Annotated in this window: 16 protein-coding genes and 7 pseudogenes; 5 read left to right on the top strand and 18 right to left on the bottom strand. The window is 69.4% G+C overall.

Annotated features, from left to right (window positions below; all coding sequences use genetic code 11):
* Window positions 1-41 precede the first annotated feature (41 nt).
* Together ACWDA7_RS10510 and ACWDA7_RS10505 are read right to left on the bottom strand one after the other, a co-directional pair.
* Window positions 42-434 (bottom strand): annotated as a pseudogene (locus ACWDA7_RS10510) (PP2C family protein-serine/threonine phosphatase); the annotation flags it as partial.
* Window positions 425-889, bottom strand: coding sequence for a PAS domain-containing protein (locus ACWDA7_RS10505; protein WP_450603727.1), 465 nt, complete (start codon window positions 887-889; stop codon window positions 425-427). The pseudogene ACWDA7_RS10510 and the gene ACWDA7_RS10505, both read right to left, overlap by 10 nt.
* 308 nt (window positions 890-1197) lie before the next feature.
* Here ACWDA7_RS10505 and ACWDA7_RS10500 point away from each other — a divergent pair, with 308 nt between their 5' ends.
* From ACWDA7_RS10500 to ACWDA7_RS10490, 3 genes are all read left to right on the top strand, one after another.
* Window positions 1198-2829, top strand: a complete 1632-nt coding sequence (locus tag ACWDA7_RS10500) for an IS200/IS605 family accessory protein TnpB-related protein (protein ID WP_450603726.1) — start codon at window positions 1198-1200, stop codon at window positions 2827-2829.
* A gap of 190 nt (window positions 2830-3019) precedes the next feature.
* The gene (locus tag ACWDA7_RS10495) at window positions 3020-3892 is read left to right on the top strand and encodes an ATP-dependent DNA ligase (RefSeq protein WP_450603725.1); all 873 of its coding nucleotides are present in this window, start codon (window positions 3020-3022) and stop codon (window positions 3890-3892) included.
* 47 nt (window positions 3893-3939) lie between these two features.
* The gene (locus tag ACWDA7_RS10490; protein WP_450603724.1) at window positions 3940-4146 is read left to right on the top strand and encodes a hypothetical protein; all 207 of its coding nucleotides are present in this window, start codon (window positions 3940-3942) and stop codon (window positions 4144-4146) included.
* 98 nt (window positions 4147-4244) lie between these two features.
* On the opposite strand, the gene ACWDA7_RS10485 is transcribed toward ACWDA7_RS10490, so the two are convergent.
* From ACWDA7_RS10485 to rpsB, 5 genes are all read right to left on the bottom strand, one after another.
* On the bottom strand, window positions 4245-5369 hold the full coding sequence (locus tag ACWDA7_RS10485) for a phosphatidate cytidylyltransferase (RefSeq protein ID WP_450603723.1): 1125 nt from the start codon (window positions 5367-5369) through the stop codon (window positions 4245-4247).
* A complete protein-coding gene (frr, locus tag ACWDA7_RS10480) occupies window positions 5369-5926 on the bottom strand; it encodes a ribosome recycling factor (protein ID WP_014675285.1) in 558 nt (185 codons plus the stop codon). Before frr ends, ACWDA7_RS10485 begins: the two co-directional genes overlap by 1 nt.
* A 160-nt stretch (window positions 5927-6086) precedes the next feature.
* Complete coding sequence (pyrH, locus tag ACWDA7_RS10475; protein ID WP_359397211.1) at window positions 6087-6845, bottom strand: UMP kinase; 759 nt, start codon at window positions 6843-6845, stop codon at window positions 6087-6089.
* Window positions 6846-7033: 188 nt separating this feature from the next.
* The gene (gene tsf / locus ACWDA7_RS10470; protein WP_450603722.1) at window positions 7034-7870 is read right to left on the bottom strand and encodes a translation elongation factor Ts; all 837 of its coding nucleotides are present in this window, start codon (window positions 7868-7870) and stop codon (window positions 7034-7036) included.
* Window positions 7871-8039: 169 nt separating this feature from the next.
* The gene (gene rpsB, locus ACWDA7_RS10465; RefSeq protein ID WP_450603721.1) at window positions 8040-8993 is read right to left on the bottom strand and encodes a 30S ribosomal protein S2; all 954 of its coding nucleotides are present in this window, start codon (window positions 8991-8993) and stop codon (window positions 8040-8042) included.
* 321 nt (window positions 8994-9314) lie between these two features.
* Between rpsB and ACWDA7_RS10460 the strand changes: the two are divergent.
* Window positions 9315-9853 (top strand): annotated as a pseudogene (locus ACWDA7_RS10460) (peptidoglycan DD-metalloendopeptidase family protein).
* Between the two features lie 149 nt (window positions 9854-10002).
* Here ACWDA7_RS10460 and ACWDA7_RS10455 read toward each other — a convergent pair.
* From ACWDA7_RS10455 to ACWDA7_RS10420, 8 genes and pseudogenes are all read right to left on the bottom strand, one after another.
* Window positions 10003-10560, bottom strand: coding sequence for a TetR/AcrR family transcriptional regulator (locus ACWDA7_RS10455; protein ID WP_450603749.1), 558 nt, complete (start codon window positions 10558-10560; stop codon window positions 10003-10005).
* A gap of 177 nt (window positions 10561-10737) precedes the next feature.
* The gene (gene whiG / locus ACWDA7_RS10450) at window positions 10738-11580 is read right to left on the bottom strand and encodes an RNA polymerase sigma factor WhiG (RefSeq protein WP_450603720.1); all 843 of its coding nucleotides are present in this window, start codon (window positions 11578-11580) and stop codon (window positions 10738-10740) included.
* 271 nt (window positions 11581-11851) lie between these two features.
* Window positions 11852-12198: pseudogene (locus ACWDA7_RS10445) on the bottom strand (DNA-processing protein DprA); the annotation flags it as partial.
* Between the two features lie 168 nt (window positions 12199-12366).
* A pseudogene (locus tag ACWDA7_RS10440) lies at window positions 12367-12450 on the bottom strand (hypothetical protein); the annotation flags it as partial.
* A 1241-nt stretch (window positions 12451-13691) separates the two neighbouring features.
* Window positions 13692-14066 (bottom strand): annotated as a pseudogene (locus ACWDA7_RS10435) (recombinase family protein); the annotation flags it as partial.
* A 243-nt stretch (window positions 14067-14309) separates the two neighbouring features.
* On the bottom strand, window positions 14310-14540 hold the full coding sequence (locus tag ACWDA7_RS10430) for a hypothetical protein (protein ID WP_450603719.1): 231 nt from the start codon (window positions 14538-14540) through the stop codon (window positions 14310-14312).
* Between the two features lie 305 nt (window positions 14541-14845).
* The gene (locus tag ACWDA7_RS10425; RefSeq protein WP_450603718.1) at window positions 14846-15043 is read right to left on the bottom strand and encodes a hypothetical protein; all 198 of its coding nucleotides are present in this window, start codon (window positions 15041-15043) and stop codon (window positions 14846-14848) included.
* A complete protein-coding gene (locus ACWDA7_RS10420) occupies window positions 15033-15446 on the bottom strand; it encodes a hypothetical protein (RefSeq protein ID WP_450603717.1) in 414 nt (137 codons plus the stop codon). Before ACWDA7_RS10420 ends, ACWDA7_RS10425 begins: the two co-directional genes overlap by 11 nt.
* Before the next feature lie 276 nt (window positions 15447-15722).
* Between ACWDA7_RS10420 and ACWDA7_RS10415 the strand changes: the two genes are divergently transcribed.
* Window positions 15723-15944: a GntR family transcriptional regulator gene (locus tag ACWDA7_RS10415; RefSeq protein WP_450603716.1), complete on the top strand. Its 222-nt coding sequence runs from the start codon at window positions 15723-15725 to the stop codon at window positions 15942-15944.
* Between the two features lie 25 nt (window positions 15945-15969).
* Here the strand turns inward: ACWDA7_RS10415 and ACWDA7_RS10410 are convergent.
* The 3 genes and pseudogenes from ACWDA7_RS10410 to ACWDA7_RS10400 all read right to left on the bottom strand — a co-directional run.
* A pseudogene (locus ACWDA7_RS10410) lies at window positions 15970-16711 on the bottom strand (magnesium chelatase domain-containing protein); the annotation flags it as partial.
* A gap of 9 nt (window positions 16712-16720) precedes the next feature.
* Window positions 16721-17113: pseudogene (locus ACWDA7_RS10405) on the bottom strand (YraN family protein); the annotation flags it as partial.
* Between the two features lie 190 nt (window positions 17114-17303).
* The gene (locus ACWDA7_RS10400; protein ID WP_003965949.1) at window positions 17304-17612 is read right to left on the bottom strand and encodes a DUF2469 domain-containing protein; all 309 of its coding nucleotides are present in this window, start codon (window positions 17610-17612) and stop codon (window positions 17304-17306) included.
* Between the last annotated feature and the right edge of the window lie 33 nt (window positions 17613-17645).

Genomic DNA, 17645 nt, shown 5'->3' with positions numbered 1-17645 from the left:
TCGAAGCCCTGTCTCCGCGGCAGACGGCCGGCGACGCGGACTCAACGGCACGAGCTGGGCACCCGCACCGCCAGCAGGGCCACGTCGTCCTCGTTGTCCGGCGGGCGCGACCGTGCCAGCACCTGGTCCGCGAAGGACTCCAGCGGACGGTGGGCCAAGGACGCCGCATGTCTGCGCAGGCGGTTCAGGCCCTCGTCCAGAATCTGCCCCGGGGACTCGATCAGGCCGTCGGTGTAGAAAAGAAGGGTCGCCCCCGGCGGCAGTTGCACCGTGGCATCGGGACGGACCTGGTCGGGCGCGATGCCCAGCAGGATCCCGTGGCCGTCGGTCAGGTAGTGGGCCAGGCCCTCGTGGGTGACCAGCAGCGGCGGTGGATGCCCCGCGTTGGTCCAGGACAGCTCGCACTGGCCCGCGTCGTTCACCGTCATGCGGGCGTCTCGGCGAGCAACGTCAGCCGTTGCAGATCGGAGAGCCGCCCGCTGGCCGGTGGCCGCTGGGCGGGCACATCGGCCCGGCCTGCCGAGTGGAAGAGGACGAGGGTGATCGACGGCCGGACGCCGATGTCGCAGGGGGTGGCCAGCCACGACACCGGCAGCAGCGTGCCGTCACCGCGCTCGAGCCACTCGTCGGCGCCCTGCGCCGTACGTCCGGCGAGGATGCACTCCCAGATCCTGCACTGGGCCCTCGGCACGGATTCCCCGCCGCTGGTGCGGTGCAGCAGGTCGTGTGCGTCATGGCCGAGCAGACCGGAGGCGGGACGTGCCAGGAGTTGCTCGCCGCGCCTGTTGACGCCGACGATGCAGCCGCGCGCGTCCGTCAGGTAGGCACCCGTGCCGAGGGCCTCAAGGGCCTTGGCAACCGTCTCCTGAGAACCGCCTGCAGTAGTCATGGCCGCCTCCCCTCACCGGAGAAACGCCTCGTCCACCCTTTTCCGTGTTCCCCGTCGAGAGCGACTGATGCCCCGGTCACACCAGCCGCCTTCCTGCTCACGGAGGTGGTCGACCACATCGATCGGCCACATCGGACACGAGGGGTTGGGAGCTGTTCGGTTTCGGATGTGCAGGAGTGTGTGTGAGTGTGCACGAGCATGTACTTGCTCGTGGTGTTGCAGCGCGCACGACGCATGGCGGGCACTGTCAGTGCCGGCCGATACCGTTCTTCCTGTTGCTGATCAAGCGTTGGGGAGGGAGGGCATCGATGCGTGGTGAGTCGCTGCGCACGATCGCTGCCCCCTTCGTGGCCGTCGGCCCGTCCGGCGTGGCGATCCGCACCCGCATCAAGGCCCTCACGCCGGACGACGAGCAGGTGTTACGTCTGGTCGGCGCGCATCTGGGCTCGCTGGCCTCGAAGGATCTCAAACGCCGGTGCGCCGAGGGCCTGGAGCACTCCGCGGATACGTGGGCCAGGCGCAAGCGGGCCCTGACCGACACGTCGTCCTCGCGCTGGGCCGGTTCGATCACGAAGGCCACCCACGATCAGTGGGCGCTGTCCCGGCGCGCCCAACTCGCGCACATCCACGGCCTTGAGGCCGGCATCAAGACGATCACCCACCGCCTGTCGCTGCCGGTGGGCGAGAAGGGCTCGAAGCGGGCTCCGGGCGGATACCGCACCCGGCAGGAGTGGTTCCACAAGTCCCGGCGACTGCATCTGCTCAAGGACCGGCTGGAGCGGGAGCGGGCCGATCACGAGGTGGGGCGGGTGCGGGTCGTGCGGGGCGGCAAACGCCTGCTCACCACCCGACACCACCTCGAGGCGGCGCAGCTCACCGAGCACGCATGGCGACGGCGCTGGGAAGCATCGCGCTGGTTCCTGCAGGCGGACGGCGAATCGGGCAAGCGGTTCGGGAACGAGACGATCCGCGTCACCCCGGACGGCGAAGTCTCCCTCAAGCTCCCCGTCCCGCTTGCGCACCTGGCGAACGCCCGGCACGGCCGGTACGTCCTCGCCGCAACCGCGGTCTTCCACCACCGCAGCGACGAGTGGGCCGACCGCATCACCACGAACCGGGCCGTGGCCTACCGCATCCACTACGACATGAGCCGCTTGCGCTGGTACCTGACCGCCTCGTGGACGATCCCGCCGGTCACCACCGTCCCCCTGTCCCAGGCCCGCACGGGCGGTGTGATCGGTGTCGACACGAACGCCGACCACCTCGCCGCCTGGCGGCTGGACGAGCACGGCAACCCGTGCGGCGGGCCCCGCCGGTTCGTCTACGACCTGTCCGGCACCGCGGACCGGCGTGACGCCCAGGTACGGCATGCGCTGATCCGGCTCCTGCACTGGGCGAAACGCCACGGGGTGTCGATCGCGATCGAAGACCTCGACTTCAGCGCGGACAAGACCCGGGAGAAGCACGGCCGCCAGAGGCGGTTTCGGCGGTTGATCTCCGGCATGCCCGTGTCCAAGCTGCGGGCCCGGCTCGTCAGCATGGCGGCCGAACTCGGCATCACCATCATCGCCGTGGACCCGGCCTACACCAGCAGGTGGGGCGCCCAGCACTGGCTGGGGCCCCTCACCCACACGACCAGGAAAACCAGCCGTCACGATGCCGCGAGCATCGCGATCGGCAGGCGCGCCCTGGGGCACCGCATCCGGCGACGGACGGCACCGCCCCCACACGACCAGAGCGATCGTGTGGGGCATCGGACCGCCCAGGCCGGACACGGCACCCCAGGGCGTGAGGGAACCCGCCCCCGCATCCTTGGACCACGGACACGATCCGTGTCGCCGGACGCGGCGCGAACGCGGGAGACCAGTGCATCCACCACCGTTCGGGATGCGCCAGTTGACCAGGACTGGGTACAAGACTCACTCCTGCTCACTGACTAGGAACGGTTGTGCCTTCCACGGACCCTGAGTGCCTGCTCCGGCGCCTCGGCGACCACGTCGTGCGACAGGGCACGCGGTCTCGGCCGCCGGGGCCCGTGGTGCGCGTGCCTGCGCAGGCCTAGAATCGAACGCATGAACGATTGCTCGTGGTGTGCGGGCGGCCCTTCCGCCGCAGTCGGAGGATGATCGCGTGGAGTTTCCGGTACAGGTGGCGCTCGCCCGGCCGGTGCCGACGCTGCCGACCGGGCCGGGCTGGTGGTACGAGATCAAGCCGGACGGCCACCGGACGGTCATGTGGCGCACGGCGGACGCGATGCGCCTCCAGTCACGGTCCGGGCAGGATGTGACCGCCTCGTGGACGGACCTCGCCCTGGCAGGGATGGACCTGCCGCGGGGCGTCGTCCTCGACGGCCAGGCCGTCGTCGCGGTCGACGGGCGCTTCTCCCTCGAGGCGGCTCAGTCCCGTACGGCCTCCGCACCGCCAGAGGTGCGGGCGGCGACGCAGGCGCATCCGGCGCGCTTCCTCGTGTGGGACGTCCTGGCCCTGCCGGGTACGGACATGCGGGACCGCCCCTATGAGGAACGGCGCCTGGCCATGCTCGACGTCCTCGAAGGCCTGCCGTCGCCGTCGCGGATCCGGGCGGTTCCGGCCTCGGACGACCCCGATGTGGCACGGGCCTGGTACGACTCGCTCCAGGACGCCGGAGTCGAGTGCGTCGTCGCCAAGCAGGCGGCATCGACATACCAGGCGGGACGTTCCTCGTCGTGGAGGAAGATCCAGCACACCCAGACCTTCGACGCCGAGGTGCTCGGCTACACGGGTCCGGCGCAGCGGCCGCGCGCGCTCGCCGTGCGCCTGCCGGACGGGCGCGCCGTGCTCTCGCAGACGCTCGCGGCTCCCCTGGCCGGGCAGGTCGGGGCATGCGTCGTCACACCGCCCGGATGCGCGTACGGCCGCACGGACGCCGGTGAGACCTACATCGTCACGATGCCCGGGCTGGTTGTGGAGATCCTGGCCGGGACGGTGCGGCCCACGGGCTTCACGGTGACGAGGCTGCGGTGACAGGATGCCAGGACGCATGCCGGGAAGGGGCGGACGATTCTGTGGGCATGTCCGGAAAACGACCTGTGGTGGTGCATCCGCCGTCGCCGCGCGGCGGTCGCAAGGTGACGGCGGACGCGGCGACGCTCGGTCTGGCACACGGCCCGCGGGACGTCGAAGAGTTCATGCGACGGGCAGGACTCGAGGACGTCGACGCCTCGACGTCGGACCTGATCGAGTGGCGCGGGGGCGGGCCGGACGTGTGGCCTGAATGACGAAGCCGGTACCGCGGTATGCGAAGAGGGGCTCGTGTCCTGTGGACGACGAGCCCCTCGACGGAGAAGTGAAGACCGGCGACGCGTGGAACGATCCCTCAGCCGTTCCCGACGAACAGCACGAGCAGCAGCCACACCACCGGCGCCGTGGGCAGGAGCGAGTCCAGGCGGTCCATGATGCCGCCGTGTCCCGGCAGCAGGGTGCCCATGTCCTTGATGCCGAGATCGCGCTTGATCATGGACTCGCCGAGGTCGCCGAGGGTGGCGCTGGCCGCGACCGCGAGGCCGAGCAGAAGACCCTGCCACCACGAGCCGTTGTCGATCAGGAACTGCATGCACAGCGCGCCCGCTGCCATTGCGAAGGTGACCGCGCCGACCAGACCCTCTCGCGTCTTGCCGGGGCTGATGCGCGGAGCGAGCTTGTGACTGCCGAAGCGCCAGCCGACCGCGTACGCGCCCGTGTCGCTGACGACCGTCAGCACCAGGAACGTCAGCACCCGCCGCGGACCGTCCTCGGCGGTCAGCATCATCGAGACGAACGTGGCCAGGAACGGCACATAGAAGGCGGCGAAGACACCTGCCGTGACGTCCCTGAGATAGCCGTCCGGCGGTTCCGTCATACGCCAGACCAGGACAGCGAGCGCCGTGAGCGCCACCGCCACCCAGGCGCCCTCGGCGCCCCGCACATACCCCGAGACGACCATGGCCGCGCCGCCGACTGCCAGCGGCACGAGGGGTGCCTTGATGCCCTTGCGCTCCTCCAGCCGCTTGGTCAGTTCCCACAGGCCCACCACGACGGCGACCGCGACGACGCCGACGAATACGGCCTTGACGATGAACAACGACGCGACGATCACGACACCGAGCCCGATGCCGACCCCTATGGCCGCGCCCAGGTCACGGCCCGCGCTCTTCTTCTGCGGTGCGGGCGCCGGTTGCGGGGCGTCGGGCATGGGCTCCGGATTCTCAGGCACCGCCCAGCGGGCCGGCGCCTGCGGCGTCTCGTCGCGGAACAAGGGGCCGCTCACCCGAGCGACCCCCGGATCGTCATCCTGGTCTCCGCCGAGTGCGGGTACCTCGGGCACGATGGGCATGGGGCGAGTCTGCTGGGCGTCATGCGCATCGTACGCGGGACCCGCCGGGCCGGGGCCGTGGGCCGGCCCCTGGTCGGCGGGCCCCCAGTACCCGGTCTGTGGCGGCGCCCCCCAGGAAGAGTCGTTCATCAGACCTCGAGCAGCTCCGCTTCCTTGTGCTTCAGAAGCTCGTCCACCTGCGCGACGTACTTCGCGGTGGTGTCGTCGAGCTCCTTCTCCGCACGGCGGCCCTCGTCCTCGCCGACCTCGCCGTCCTTGATCAGCTTGTCGATGGCGTCCTTCGCCTTGCGGCGCACGGAGCGGATCGAGACCTTGGCGTCCTCGCCCTTGCCCTTGGCCACCTTGATGTACTCGCGGCGGCGCTCCTCGGTGAGCTCGGGGAACACCACGCGGATGATGTTGCCGTCATTGCTCGGGTTGACGCCCAGGTCGGAATCGCGGATCGCCTGCTCGATGTTGCGCAGCGCGCTCTTGTCGAACGGGGTCACCACGGCCATGCGCGGCTCCGGCACCGAGAACGAGGCCAGCTGGTTGATCGGCGTCGGTGCGCCGTAGTAGTCGGCCACGATCTTGTTGAACATCGCCGGGTGCGCACGGCCGGTGCGGATCGCGGCGAAGTCCTCCTTGGCGACCACGACGGCCTTCTCCATCTTCTCCTCGGCCTCGAGGAGGGTCTCTTCGATCACCACTTGCTCCTGCGTGTCTTGAGTAGGCCCGGCATCCGTGGGCGGCCGCCGGCTGCGTCGCGTCTTCTTCCTGCACGGTTCCGGACCGGTAGGACATTGTCCATCCCCCGGTCAGGTCCGTCGCCCGGACGGGGCTCACCCCGGACGGGTCTGCCTCTGGTCAGTCCCGGCCGCCTTGGTCACCCACGAGTGTGCCGATCTTCTCACCCTTGACGGCCCGCGCGATATTGCCCTCGGCCCGGAGCTCGAAGACCAGGATGGGCAGCTTGTTGTCCCGGCACAGGGTGATCGCGGTCATGTCGGCGACCTTGAGGTCGCGGGTGATGACCTCGCCATAGCTGAGCGAGTCGAACTTGACGGCCTCGGGGTTGGTCTTCGGGTCCGAGTCGTAGACCCCGTCGACACCGTTCTTGCCCATCAGCAGCGCCTCGGCGTCGATCTCCAGGGCGCGCTGGGCGGCGGTCGTGTCGGTGGAGAAGTACGGCATGCCCATACCGGCGCCGAAGATGACCACGCGGCCCTTCTCCATGTGGCGCACGGCACGGAGCGGGATGTACGGCTCGGCGACCTGGCCCATGGTGATGGCGGTCTGCACGCGCGAGTCGATGCCCTCCTTCTCCAGGAAGTCCTGGAGGGCAAGGCAGTTCATGACCGTTCCGAGCATGCCCATGTAGTCGGAACGGGCGCGGTCCATGCCGCGCTGCTGCAACTCGGCGCCGCGAAAGAAGTTGCCGCCGCCGATGACGACGGCGATCTGGGATCCGTCGCGCACCACGGCCGCGATCTCACGGGCGATGGCGTGCACCACGTCCGGATCGACGCCGAGTCCGGTACCGCCTGAGAACGCCTCTCCGGACAGCTTCAGCAGAAACCGGCCGCTTACTTTGCCGTCGTCGCGCTTCTCGGCCTTGGTGGTCATGGAGATCTCCTCGTGGTGCACATACGAAGAAGGCCATTGCCGATGGGTGTTTGGCATCCCATACGCGGCAATGGCCTCCTCGTCAGATCTGCTGTCGTCCGCCGCGCTGGTGCGCGGACCGCAAATGCGCACAGCATGGACGACTGCTTACGACCCTATCGGGGTCGCGCGTCGATCGCGGTACGGACTCAGATGCCGACCTTGATGCGCGTGAAGCGCTTCAGGGTGACACCCGCCTCGTCCAGAACCTTCTGGACGGACTTCTTGTTGTCGAGCGCGTACGGCTGGCCGAGCAGCGTGGCGTCCTTGAAGAAGCCGTTGAGGCGACCCTCGACGATCTTGGCGATCGCGGCCTCGGGCTTGCCCTCGGCGCGGGTGGTCTCCTCGGCGATGCGACGCTCGGACTCGACGACCTCGGCCGGGACGTCCTCCTTGGAGAGGTACTTCGGCGCGAAGGCGGCGATGTGCTGCGCGATGCCCTTGGCGACCTCGGCGTTCGGCTTGTCCAGCTCGACGAGGACACCGATCTGCGGCGGCAGGTCGGGCATGGTGCGGTGCATGTACGCGGTCACGAAGCCGTCGGCGAACTGCGCGAAGCGGTCCAGGACGATCTTCTCGCCGAGGTTGGCGTTGGCCTCGTCCACGAACGCCTGGACGGTCTTGCCGGGCTCGATCTCGGAGGCGAGCAGGGCCTCGAGGTCGGCCGGGGAGGTCTTGGCGACGTGCTCGGCGATCCCCTGGGCGACGGCCTGGAACTTGTCACCCTTGGCGACGAAGTCCGTCTCGCACTTCAGCTCGACGAGGACACCGGAGGAGTTGTCGTCGGCGATGATGGAGACCACGGCGCCGTTCTCGGCGGAGCGGCCCTCGCGCTTGGCGACGCCCTTCTGGCCCTTGATGCGGAGCGCCTCGACAGCCTTCTCGACGTTGCCCTCGGCCTCGTCCAGCGCCTTCTTGCAGTCCATCATGCCGGCGCCGGTGAGCTCACGGAGCTTCTTGACGTCGGCGGCGGTGTAGTTCGCCATGATCTGTGAATCTCTTCTCGGAGTTCGAAGTCTCGAAGTCGGCGGCCGCCACGGATCGTACGGGCGGCCGCCAAAGATCTACGGGCTACGAAGATCTAAGGGCTGCGGGTGAACGGCGGGTGGCGCGGTCGGCGCCACCCACCCTCACATCAGCCGAACGGACCTGAGGTCAGGCCTGCTCGCCCTCGGCGGCCGGAGCCTCGGTGGCCGGGGCCTCGGCGGCGGGCGCCTCGGTGGCCGGGGCCTCGGCGGCGGGCGCCTCGGTGGCCGGGGCCTCGGCGGCGGGCGCCTCGGTGGCCGGAGCCTCGGCGGCCTCGGCGGCCGGAGCGGCCTCCTCGGTCTCAGCCTTCTTCTCGCCCTCGAGCAGGTCGCGCTCCCACTCGGCGAGCGGCTCGCCCGCGGCCTTCTCGCCCTTGCCCTCAGCGGCGACACCGGAGCGGGCGATGAGGCCCTCGGCGACGGCGTCGGCGATCACACGGGTGAGCAGGGTGACGGAGCGGATCGCGTCGTCGTTGCCCGGGATCTTGTAGTCGACCTCGTCGGGGTCGCAGTTGGTGTCGAGGATGGCGACGACCGGGATGTTGAGCTTACGGGCCTCGCCGACCGCGATGTGCTCCTTCTTGGTGTCCACGATCCAGACGGCGCTCGGCACCTTCTGCATCTCGCGGATACCGCCGAGGGTCTTCTCCAGCTTGGCCTTCTCACGCGAGAGGACCAGGAGCTCCTTCTTGGTCAGACCGGAGGAGGCGACGTCCTCGAAGTCGATCTGCTCCAGCTCCTTGAGGCGCTGCAGACGCTTGTAGACGGTCGAGAAGTTGGTGAGCATGCCGCCCAGCCAGCGCTGGTTGACGTACGGCATGCCGACGCGGGTGGCCTGCTCGGCGATGGCCTCCTGCGCCTGCTTCTTCGTGCCGACGAACATGACGGTGCCGCCGTGGGCGACGGTCTCCTTGACGAACTCGTAGGCGCGGTCGATGTACGACAGCGACTGGAGCAGGTCGATGATGTAGATGCCGTTGCGCTCCGTGAAGATGAAGCGCTTCATCTTCGGGTTCCAGCGACGGGTCTGGTGACCGAAGTGGACGCCGCTCTCCAGCAGCTCCCGCATCGTGACGACGGCCATGGCCGTTCTCCTTGAGTTTTCTCGGTTGTACCGCGGGCGCCGGGATGGCACTCGCGCCTGACGCCCGCGATGCGCCGTGCCGCAAAGGACCGAGGAGCGCTGACACCGGCCGCATGAGGGTCTGGTGTCGGGGCGTGCGAAGTCGACCCGGTGACCCGGATCGCCACAAGAAGTGTAAGGGACCGGCGGAGCGGCGGGTGACGCCACTGTCCCCAACCGGGCGGTTGTCCACAGATTCGGCCATGATCACGCGGCGTGCGGGACGGTATTCGCATGCGAGCGGAACGATGCCTGCGGACCTGGTCTGCGGTACTGCTGATGATGACGGTGTGTGCTGGGGCGCCGGCCGCGCGGGCAGACGAGCCGGGCCCGCGGTATCCGGCCACCGCACCCGCACCGGACCCCGGCGCGCCGGTGCCGGCCGTCGCCCGGGTCTGGCCGGTGGGCGACCACCCCGTGGTCCTACGAGGCTGGGACCCACCGGCGAATCCGTACGGCCCGGGTCACCGAGGCGGCGGCCGCGGGAGATCCGGTACGGGCGGTGGCGGGCGGCCGGGTCGCCTTCGCCGGGCGGGTGGCCGGGCGGGGCGTCGTCTCCGTCGACCTGGCGGGGACCGGCGACCCGCCGGCGGACGACCTACGAGCCCGTACGCGCATCGGTGCATGAAGGCGACGAGGTGGAGCCGGGTGAGGTACTGGGCGTGCTGGAACCGCCGACCGCCCACTGCACGGGACCCTGCCTACACTGGGGCCTGCGCAGAGGGGAGGCATACCTGAACCCCCTGTCCCTGCTGCCGTCATGGCTGCTGTGGGCCGGACCGTCCCGACTGCTACGGGTGGACGACGTGCCGGCGCCGTAGGCGGGGCACGCCCGTTCGGGTGCCGTCCCGTGGCCGGGAGCACGCCCTCCTGGCAGTCGGCGCCTTAGCAGGGGGCACACCCGTTCGGGTGCCGTCCCGTAGCCGCGAGCACGCCCTCCTGGCTGCCGATACCGTGCCCGGCGCCGCGCTCAGCCCTGGACGCCCCGCAGAGCCATCGCGACCGCCGCTTCCGTGATGGCGACCGGATCCTCGGCGGCACCCAGCTCGATACGCCGCACCGCCGCGTCGACCACGCCCTGGAGCAGCATCGCCACCAGCCGGGGTTCACGGTGTCCCATCTCACCGAGTGCGTCGCCGATCATCGTGACAAGCCCTCCGTGCGCCGCCCGGATCTTGTCGCGCGCCCCGGCGTCCAGTTCGCTCGCGGAGATGGCCACCACTGCGCGATGCCGCCGGTCCCCCACGAGCGCCAGCTGCCGCCGCACATACGCCTCGATCTTCGCTTCGGGCCCGTCCGCCGCAGCCATCGCCGCCTCGACCTCGGCCGCCCAGACGGGGAAGTCGACCGCACACAGCTCCTCGACGACGGCCGCACGGGAACGGAAGTACTCGTAGACCGAGGACCGCGCCAGGCCCGTCCGCTCGGCGAGCGCCGGGAAGGTCAGCGCCTCCGTACCCCCCTCGGACAGCAGGGACCGTGCCGCGTCCAGCAGGGCGGCTCGCTGCATCGACCGGTGCTCGGCCACGGAGGCCGCTCGAATCCTTGGCACGTCAACCACTGTACGGACGGACCACCGCCGACGGGAGCACACCCGCCAGGCACCCCGCTCCCGGACTCCGCCCGCCAGGGCCCGTCGCGGACTGATTCCGCAGGTCGCGGGCGGGCTGTCTACGCGGAGGACGCCGCGCCGAGGGGTGCGGTCTCAGCGCCCGAAGCTCGCCAGCTTGGCCCGCAGCTGCAGCACCGATTTCGTGTGGATCTGGCTCACCCGGCTCTCCGTCACCCCGAGTACGTTGCCGATCTCGGCGAGGGTGAGCCCTTCGTAGTAGTAGAGCGTGACCACGGTCTTCTCCCGGTCGGGCAGGGTGTTGATCGCCCGCGCCAGGAACCGCCGCAGCTCCCGGTCCTCGGCCACCTCCACCGGGTTGTCGGCGGCGGTGTCCTCGAGGGTGTCCATCAGGCTCAGCCGCTCGCCACCCTCAGCCCCGACGTGCAGCAACTCCTCCAGGGCCACCACGTTCGCCAGCGACAACTGGCTGAAGATGGCATGGAGCTCCTCCACACCGATCCCCATCTCCTCGGCCACCTCGACCTCGGACGGCGTCCGCCGCAACCGGGCCTCCAGCGTCGCGTACGCCCGCTCCACACTGCGCGCCTTCTGCCGCACCGACCGCGGGATCCAGTCCAGCGCCCGCAGCTCGTCGATCATCGCGCCACGAATCCGCGTGATCGCGTACGTCTCGAATTTGATCTCCCTGTCGATATCGAACTTCTCGATCGCGTCGATCAGCCCGAAGACCCCGGAGGAGACGAAGTCAGCCTGTTCCACATTGGCCGGCAGCCCCACGCTCACCCGGCCCGCCACGTACTTGACCAGCGGCGAGTAGTGCAGGATCAGCTGCTCCCGCAGCCGCTCGTCCCCCGTCTCCTTGTACGACCGCCACAACTCGTCGAGCGTCGAGGGAGCGGGCGGGCGCACGCTGCCGCCGTCACGGGCGGCTGGGGGAAGCGCCGCCCGGTCGGACCCGGAGGTGTGCTGGGGCATTCGTCGCCTTGTGCCGTTCTGCAGTGAACTGGGGTTGCCTGGGTGAGCTGTCGGTCTGATGTCGAGATGCCTGTCTGAGTCGGGATCCTCGTGAGCGTAGCGTGACTGTGGCGTCGCAGTGTGCGAAGGATGAGGGATCACCCGTGAGCGAACGGGCGCGGAGGGGCGCCTTCCGCGACCGGGCGGGTCGCCCTGTGTGATCGCTGGAAAGGGTCAACTACGGGAACTGCCAAGGCTGTCGGGGGTCGCCCGGACGGCCGAACACACTCAGTCAGCACCGGCCGCGATCTTGTCGGGGGGTTTCAACGGCCTGGCGTGTCAACTTCCAGCCATCGTCGTGTCGTTCGACGAAACCAAGTGATCGGAGTTCATACAGTCTCGCGACCGCGTCGTCCTCGGTCGTTTGTGCGTCGCGCGCAATTTCGGACGCCGATGTCGCGCTGTGTGCGGGTAGCGCCGCCAGAACCCGCCGGGCGGCAGGTTCCAGCAGGTCAGTTCACCCATGTCGCCGACCAGTTCGACCACGTCGGCGGCGTCGGAGACGAGCACGGCGTCCCCGCGCAGAAGTTCATGGACACCGGCCGAGAGTGCGCTGGTGACCGGTCCGGGCACGCCCATTTCTAGGGGTACCACTTCTTCCTGGGCCATCATGCGGGGGTCAACCCGGCCCTCAACCCTGAGTGACAGGACCAGAGGTGGCGTCCAGACCTGCTGGCCAGCGTCGGGCAGGGCGGCCATGATCTCGTCCCACACCCCGCAGTTGCGCCACGTCTTGTACCGGCTGTGGATGCCCTTCCAGGGGCCGAAGCGCTCGGGCAGCTCCTCCCACAGAACGCCCGTGCGTCGAGCATCACGTGGCCAGGGCGGCACTTGTGGTTCCGAGGCTCCCACGCCTTCACGATCGGCTCGGCCAGCGCCCACGCCTCGTCACTCAGCTCGTCCGGCACCAGCCGACCGTTCTCCTTGAACCACTCCGCCAGCGAGCAGGCCAGCCCGAGCCTCGGCTTCGGGACCGGCCCCGTGATCGTCACCTTCACGTCCAGCAGCGCCAGCACCTCAGCCTGCTCGGTAGGGGTCATGTCGGCCAGCCGCTCACGGGCAACGGCGGCCCAGGCGGCGAGGTCGTTCGCGCGCTGCTCGGCGGCCTCGGTCTCCTCCAGCCACGCGGCGGCCTCGTTACGCATCGTCCGCAGCTGGTCGACTTCCTCGGTCAGCGCGCGGGTGGCCGCTTCGAGGGCGACCGCCGGAAGGTTCAGCTTGGCGTACTCGGTGACAGGCCTGGTCAGGGCGGTCTCACGCTCACTGGTCTGTCGGTCAAGGTCGGCGATGCGGTCGGTGTGGCTGGCCTCGTCCCCCTGCGCCATCCCGACCCACTCAGCCGCCATCGCCTCCAGCCGCTGTGGGTCCTCCAGCAGCTGTACCACCTCGGCCCACACCGCGCGCTCGACCGCTTCGGCGTCGACCATCTCGCACGAGCACATCGGGTCGCCCGGGTACTTCTGCGCCTTGCCGGTACAGCGGTACCACCGACCCTGACGGCCGGTCCGCTTCATCCCGACGTGATGCTGGCCGCAGCCGGTGTGCTCGTTGACCAGCCGCCTCGACAGCGGGTAGCCGTGCGGCTTCGACTTAGGCTTGCCAGGGCCGAGCCGACCCAGCGCCCGCCCCAGGCTCGCGGCCTCCTCGGGCGTAAAGATCGGAGTAAGACGGATGATCACGGTTGCACCGTGCTTGGCTGTGCCGTCCTTCTTTATCTCTGCGCCGTGACCGGCGTGCGCACGGTCAGGGTTGCGGAAGGTCGTGATGGCCTTGAGCGTCGAGTCGGACACGAGCTTGCCGCGCACGTCGGAGTGGGACCAGGGCTTGCCCGACCGCGTGAACAGCTGCTCGGCGCTCAGACGCGCAGCCATCTCCCGAGTGTTCAGGCCCTCTTCAACGGCCATCTTCCACAGGCGCCGCAGGATGCTGACCTCGCGCTCGTCCAGGACGAGGTACGACCCCTTCTTTCCTTTGCCCTCGATCCGGTACCCGTACGACGGCTCGCCACCTGGCCACCCTCCCCGTGCGGCCTTGGCCTGCAACCCCGCCTGGGTCCTCTCGCGGATCAGGTTGTACTCGAACTCTGCGAAGGCGGCGTACTGCTGAAGCATCAGCTTGCCCTGGGTGGTCGTCGTGTCGATCTGCTGCGACACACTGACGATCTCGACGCCCAGGTCTTCGAGTTCCCAGATCCAGCGCCAGAAGGCGCGACCGGTGCGGCCGACCCGGTCCCACTTGTGCACGACGACCACGTCAACCAGACCGGCCCGCGCGTCGGCCATCAGGCGATCAAGGCCCGGTCGGCTGGTCAACGACCCTGACTCGCCCTCATCCTTATAGACATCGTGCAGCTGCCAGCCCTTGCCGTTGACGTACACCCGGCACGCCTCGTCCTGGACCTCCAGGCCGTAGCCCTGGAGCTGCTCGGCAGTCGAGACCCGCTCCATCACTGCCGCCCGGAGCGTCTCCTCCGGGTTGAGCACTGCCGCCCTCAACGCGGGTCCTCCATGTCTGACCCGTCCTCGCGGATTTCCGAGCCGGCAAGGTCGCTGAAGTCGTCGGGGGCGCGGAGGTGGCCACGCTTGCTGCGGCGCGGCTCGGGTGTTTCGCTGGTAATCACTGCTGGAGTCCTGCTTTCAGCAAAAAGGCCCGGTCGGGCACTGCCCCCAAGGGAGCGGGCCTCGTCATGTTCAGTTCCCGGCTTCGGCCAGCTCGTCGTCGCTGGCGGCCAGCACCAGCCGGAACGCGTCGTAAGTAGGGTCGGCGAAGTCGCCGTTCAGCACGGTCGCTCCCGGCACCCACGCCTCGCGGGTCAGCACCAGGTTGTTGCGGACGTCGGCGACCGCCTCGGCCACGGTCAGGTCGGGGTACGAGCGGCGCTGGTCGGCGACAACGCGGGCGACGGCTTCGGTCAGGTTCACGGTGGGCGTCCTTTCGCGCGGGGATTTTCGTGTTCAGTTCTCGGCGTCGTCGTCGTCCAGGCTGGCGGCCTCACTCTCGGCCAGCGCAGCTCACCGCACCTGGACAGCGGGGCACGATGACCGCCTGGCCCAACTTCCTGGCCGCCGCTCTGGCCGCGTCTCTGCCCGCTGTCCGGTCAGACTCCGAGCATGGCCGCCGGCCTGGCCAGGCTGTCCGCCCTCCTGTCCGCACGGCCGGACACGATAGAATCCCCGTCCGTCCCGGCGAAGGGACAGGCGGGGCTTCTGTCGTTTACGGTGGCGCGTCAGCCGCTGTGGCCGGCGAGTACGTCAGGCACTCCGCCGAGAGCCAGCAGAAGGCGTTCGAGGCCCTCTATACGGGCCCTCAGGACCGGCGAGTCGTCCCCGCCGTGGAGCCTGGCCCATAGCTCCTGGGACCGACGCTGTGCCTCCCGTATCTCTGCCAGTTGGAAGCTGCGCTCTACGTCTATGTCAGCGCTCATCGCGACCGCCCTGGAGGGCCTGGCCGACGATGCGGGCCCGCTCCTCGTACAGCGGTTCATCGGCCGGAGCGTCCTCCGCTGCCTCCATCCCCAGGCGTTCGCCTCGCAGGTCCGCGACCAAGGCCACGTCCTCCACGCCGCGAGCCAGGTACTGAATCGCCATGCGCAGTTCAGCGCGAGAGGCAGCCATGTCGGCAGCCAGGGAACGGGCCCTGGCGACGTCTTCCCGTGCTGTGACGAGGATGCCCGACTCCATGGCGTCCGCTATGGCGTTAACGATGCCGTCGCCAGGCGTCACGTACGCCGTCTTGTCGCCGTCAGTCCACGGCAGGCGTCGCAGGCCGGCGGGGCCCTGGGGACGGTCCTGGGCGTCCTCGCGGACCTCCGCTGCCCAAGTGGCCATCCCGTTGTTGTGCGGGCCCGCGTGCCTCGGGCCAGATAGCAATCGGCAGCCAATTCCCCGAGAGTGTCCCTGCTGTGGTCCGCGGGGACCAGTGCTTCGGCGCCGCAGACGTTAAGGTCTTCCATGTCGTTCGCTCCTTTTTAGCGATCGGCCAGGCCCGGGGAGTTCGCCGCTCCGCCGGGCCGCTTTCGTCCACGACCTTACGCGCTTAATCGGTACCGCGGTAGTCCAGAACCGCGGTAGCACAGTGACACGACAGCGCGCAAGCTGAACACCATGGATCTTGACCGCTCCGTGCCCGTGTGGCCGCAGATTGCCGCTGACCTCCGCAGACGCCTGGACGCTGGCGAGTGGAAGGCCGGCGAACGCTTCCCCGGCACGGTCGCCCTGGCCGCCGAGTACGAGGTCACCCAGTCGACAACCCAGAAGGCTGTCGTGGCGCTCCGCGAGGAGGGCCGGCTCCGCACCGTCCTGGGAGCGGGTAGCTACGTGGTCTGACCCCGCCCTGCCTACCTCGCTACGCCCCGACGCCCGGCGGCCCTTCCAGGAACAGGTGCTGCCCTCCGGCCGCGGCCACTTCCACCGCCGTACGGGCCGAGATCTGGCCCACCACGTCGGCGAGGTCGTGGCCCTGGTCGTGTTGCGGGGCACCCGCGCCGTGGATCCTGGTGACCGCCTCGGCTCCCGGCGCGCGCAGTCCGGCGAGGAGCGGATCGGGGCGGCCCAGCTCGTCCGGCTCCTCCTCGGGCACGGGCTCGTCCGCGAGGACGGCGATCAGCTGGCGCAGACTACGCACACCCAGCACGGACACTCGGGCACGAGAGAGGCCTCGGCAGCGGCGCACTCCGGTACGACCACCTGCTCGTAACCCGCGTCCGCGGCGGCCAGCACCGCCGGCAGGATCCCCCGGACCGGGCGGACCCGCCCGTCCAGGCCGAGCTCGCCGATCGTCACGATGTCGGCGAGCACCCGGGGGTCGATCCGCTCCGCGGCGCCGAGCACCGCGCAGGCGACGGCGAGGTCGAAACCGCTGCCCGCCTTCGGTATGGAGGCGGGCTGAGCCGGACCGTGAGCTTTTTCTGCGGCCACTCGCCTCCGGAGTTCTGCACCGCGGCCCGCACCCGGTCCCGGCTCTCCGTCAGGCTCTTGTCGGGCAGACCGACCAGGGTGAACGCGGCCACGCCGGGTTCCAGGTCGGCCTGGACCTCGACCACCACGCCCTCCACGCCGACCAGGGCCACGGAGCACGCACGTGCGAAGCCCATCACGTCACCCCCTCGCACGTGCTCGACCACGGGGGCGCCGCGCTCGGGCAGGACGACGCGGACCACGTCGATCCGCACCCCGCCAGGCGGTGCCCCTCCGTGCGTCTGGATCCAGCGCTCGGCGAGGTCACGCAGCCGCTGGGCCTTCACCGGTGTGACGGCGGCCATCGGGTGTTCGAAGCGGCCGCCCCTGCGCGTCTTGACCTCGCACACGACCAGGACGTCGCCGTCCCTGGCCACGATGTCGATCTCGCCGCTCCTGCCGCTGCGCCAGTTGGGCTCCAGGACCGTCATCGCGGCCGCCGTCAGCCGCCGGGCGGCGAGCTCCTCGCCGTACCTGCCGAGTGCACTGCGTGACTGATGCGTATTCATGTCGGCACCACCTCCGGCGCCAACCGTCACGCATCCGCCGCCACGAAGCGAATCTTGGTGGACAAGTCACAGGTTGTGGAAAACTCCGTCACCCTCGCGGGTTCGACATCTCGGTCACCCTCGCGAGGGCAGCTTCCACCGCCACCGTGACGGCCGAGAACAAGATCCCCACCCTCACGGCGACAAACGGCCCCCCTTACGCCGACGGCGGCCGCTGCCTTCAGCCGCCCGGGAGCTCCAGATCGCTCTTGTTCAGCTCTTCGATGTTCACGTCCTTGAACGTGAGGACCCGTACCTGCTTTACGAAGCGAGCAGGCCGGTACATGTCCCAGACCCAGGCGTCCGCCATGGACACCTCGAAGAACACCTCGCCCTGTACGGAGTGCACCTGCATCTCGTAGTCATTGGTGAGGTAGAAGCGCCGCTCGGTCTCGATCACGTATTTGAACAGACCGACGACGTCGCGGTACTCCCGGTAGAGCTTCAGCTCCATCTCGGTCTCGTACTTCTCGAGGTCCTCGGCGCTCATGGCATGTTCCCCTTCAACCGTGCGATCCCACCA

Source organism: Streptomyces sp. NPDC001156 (assembly GCF_053598275.1).
This window is presented reverse-complemented; position numbering and strand designations above follow the sequence as displayed.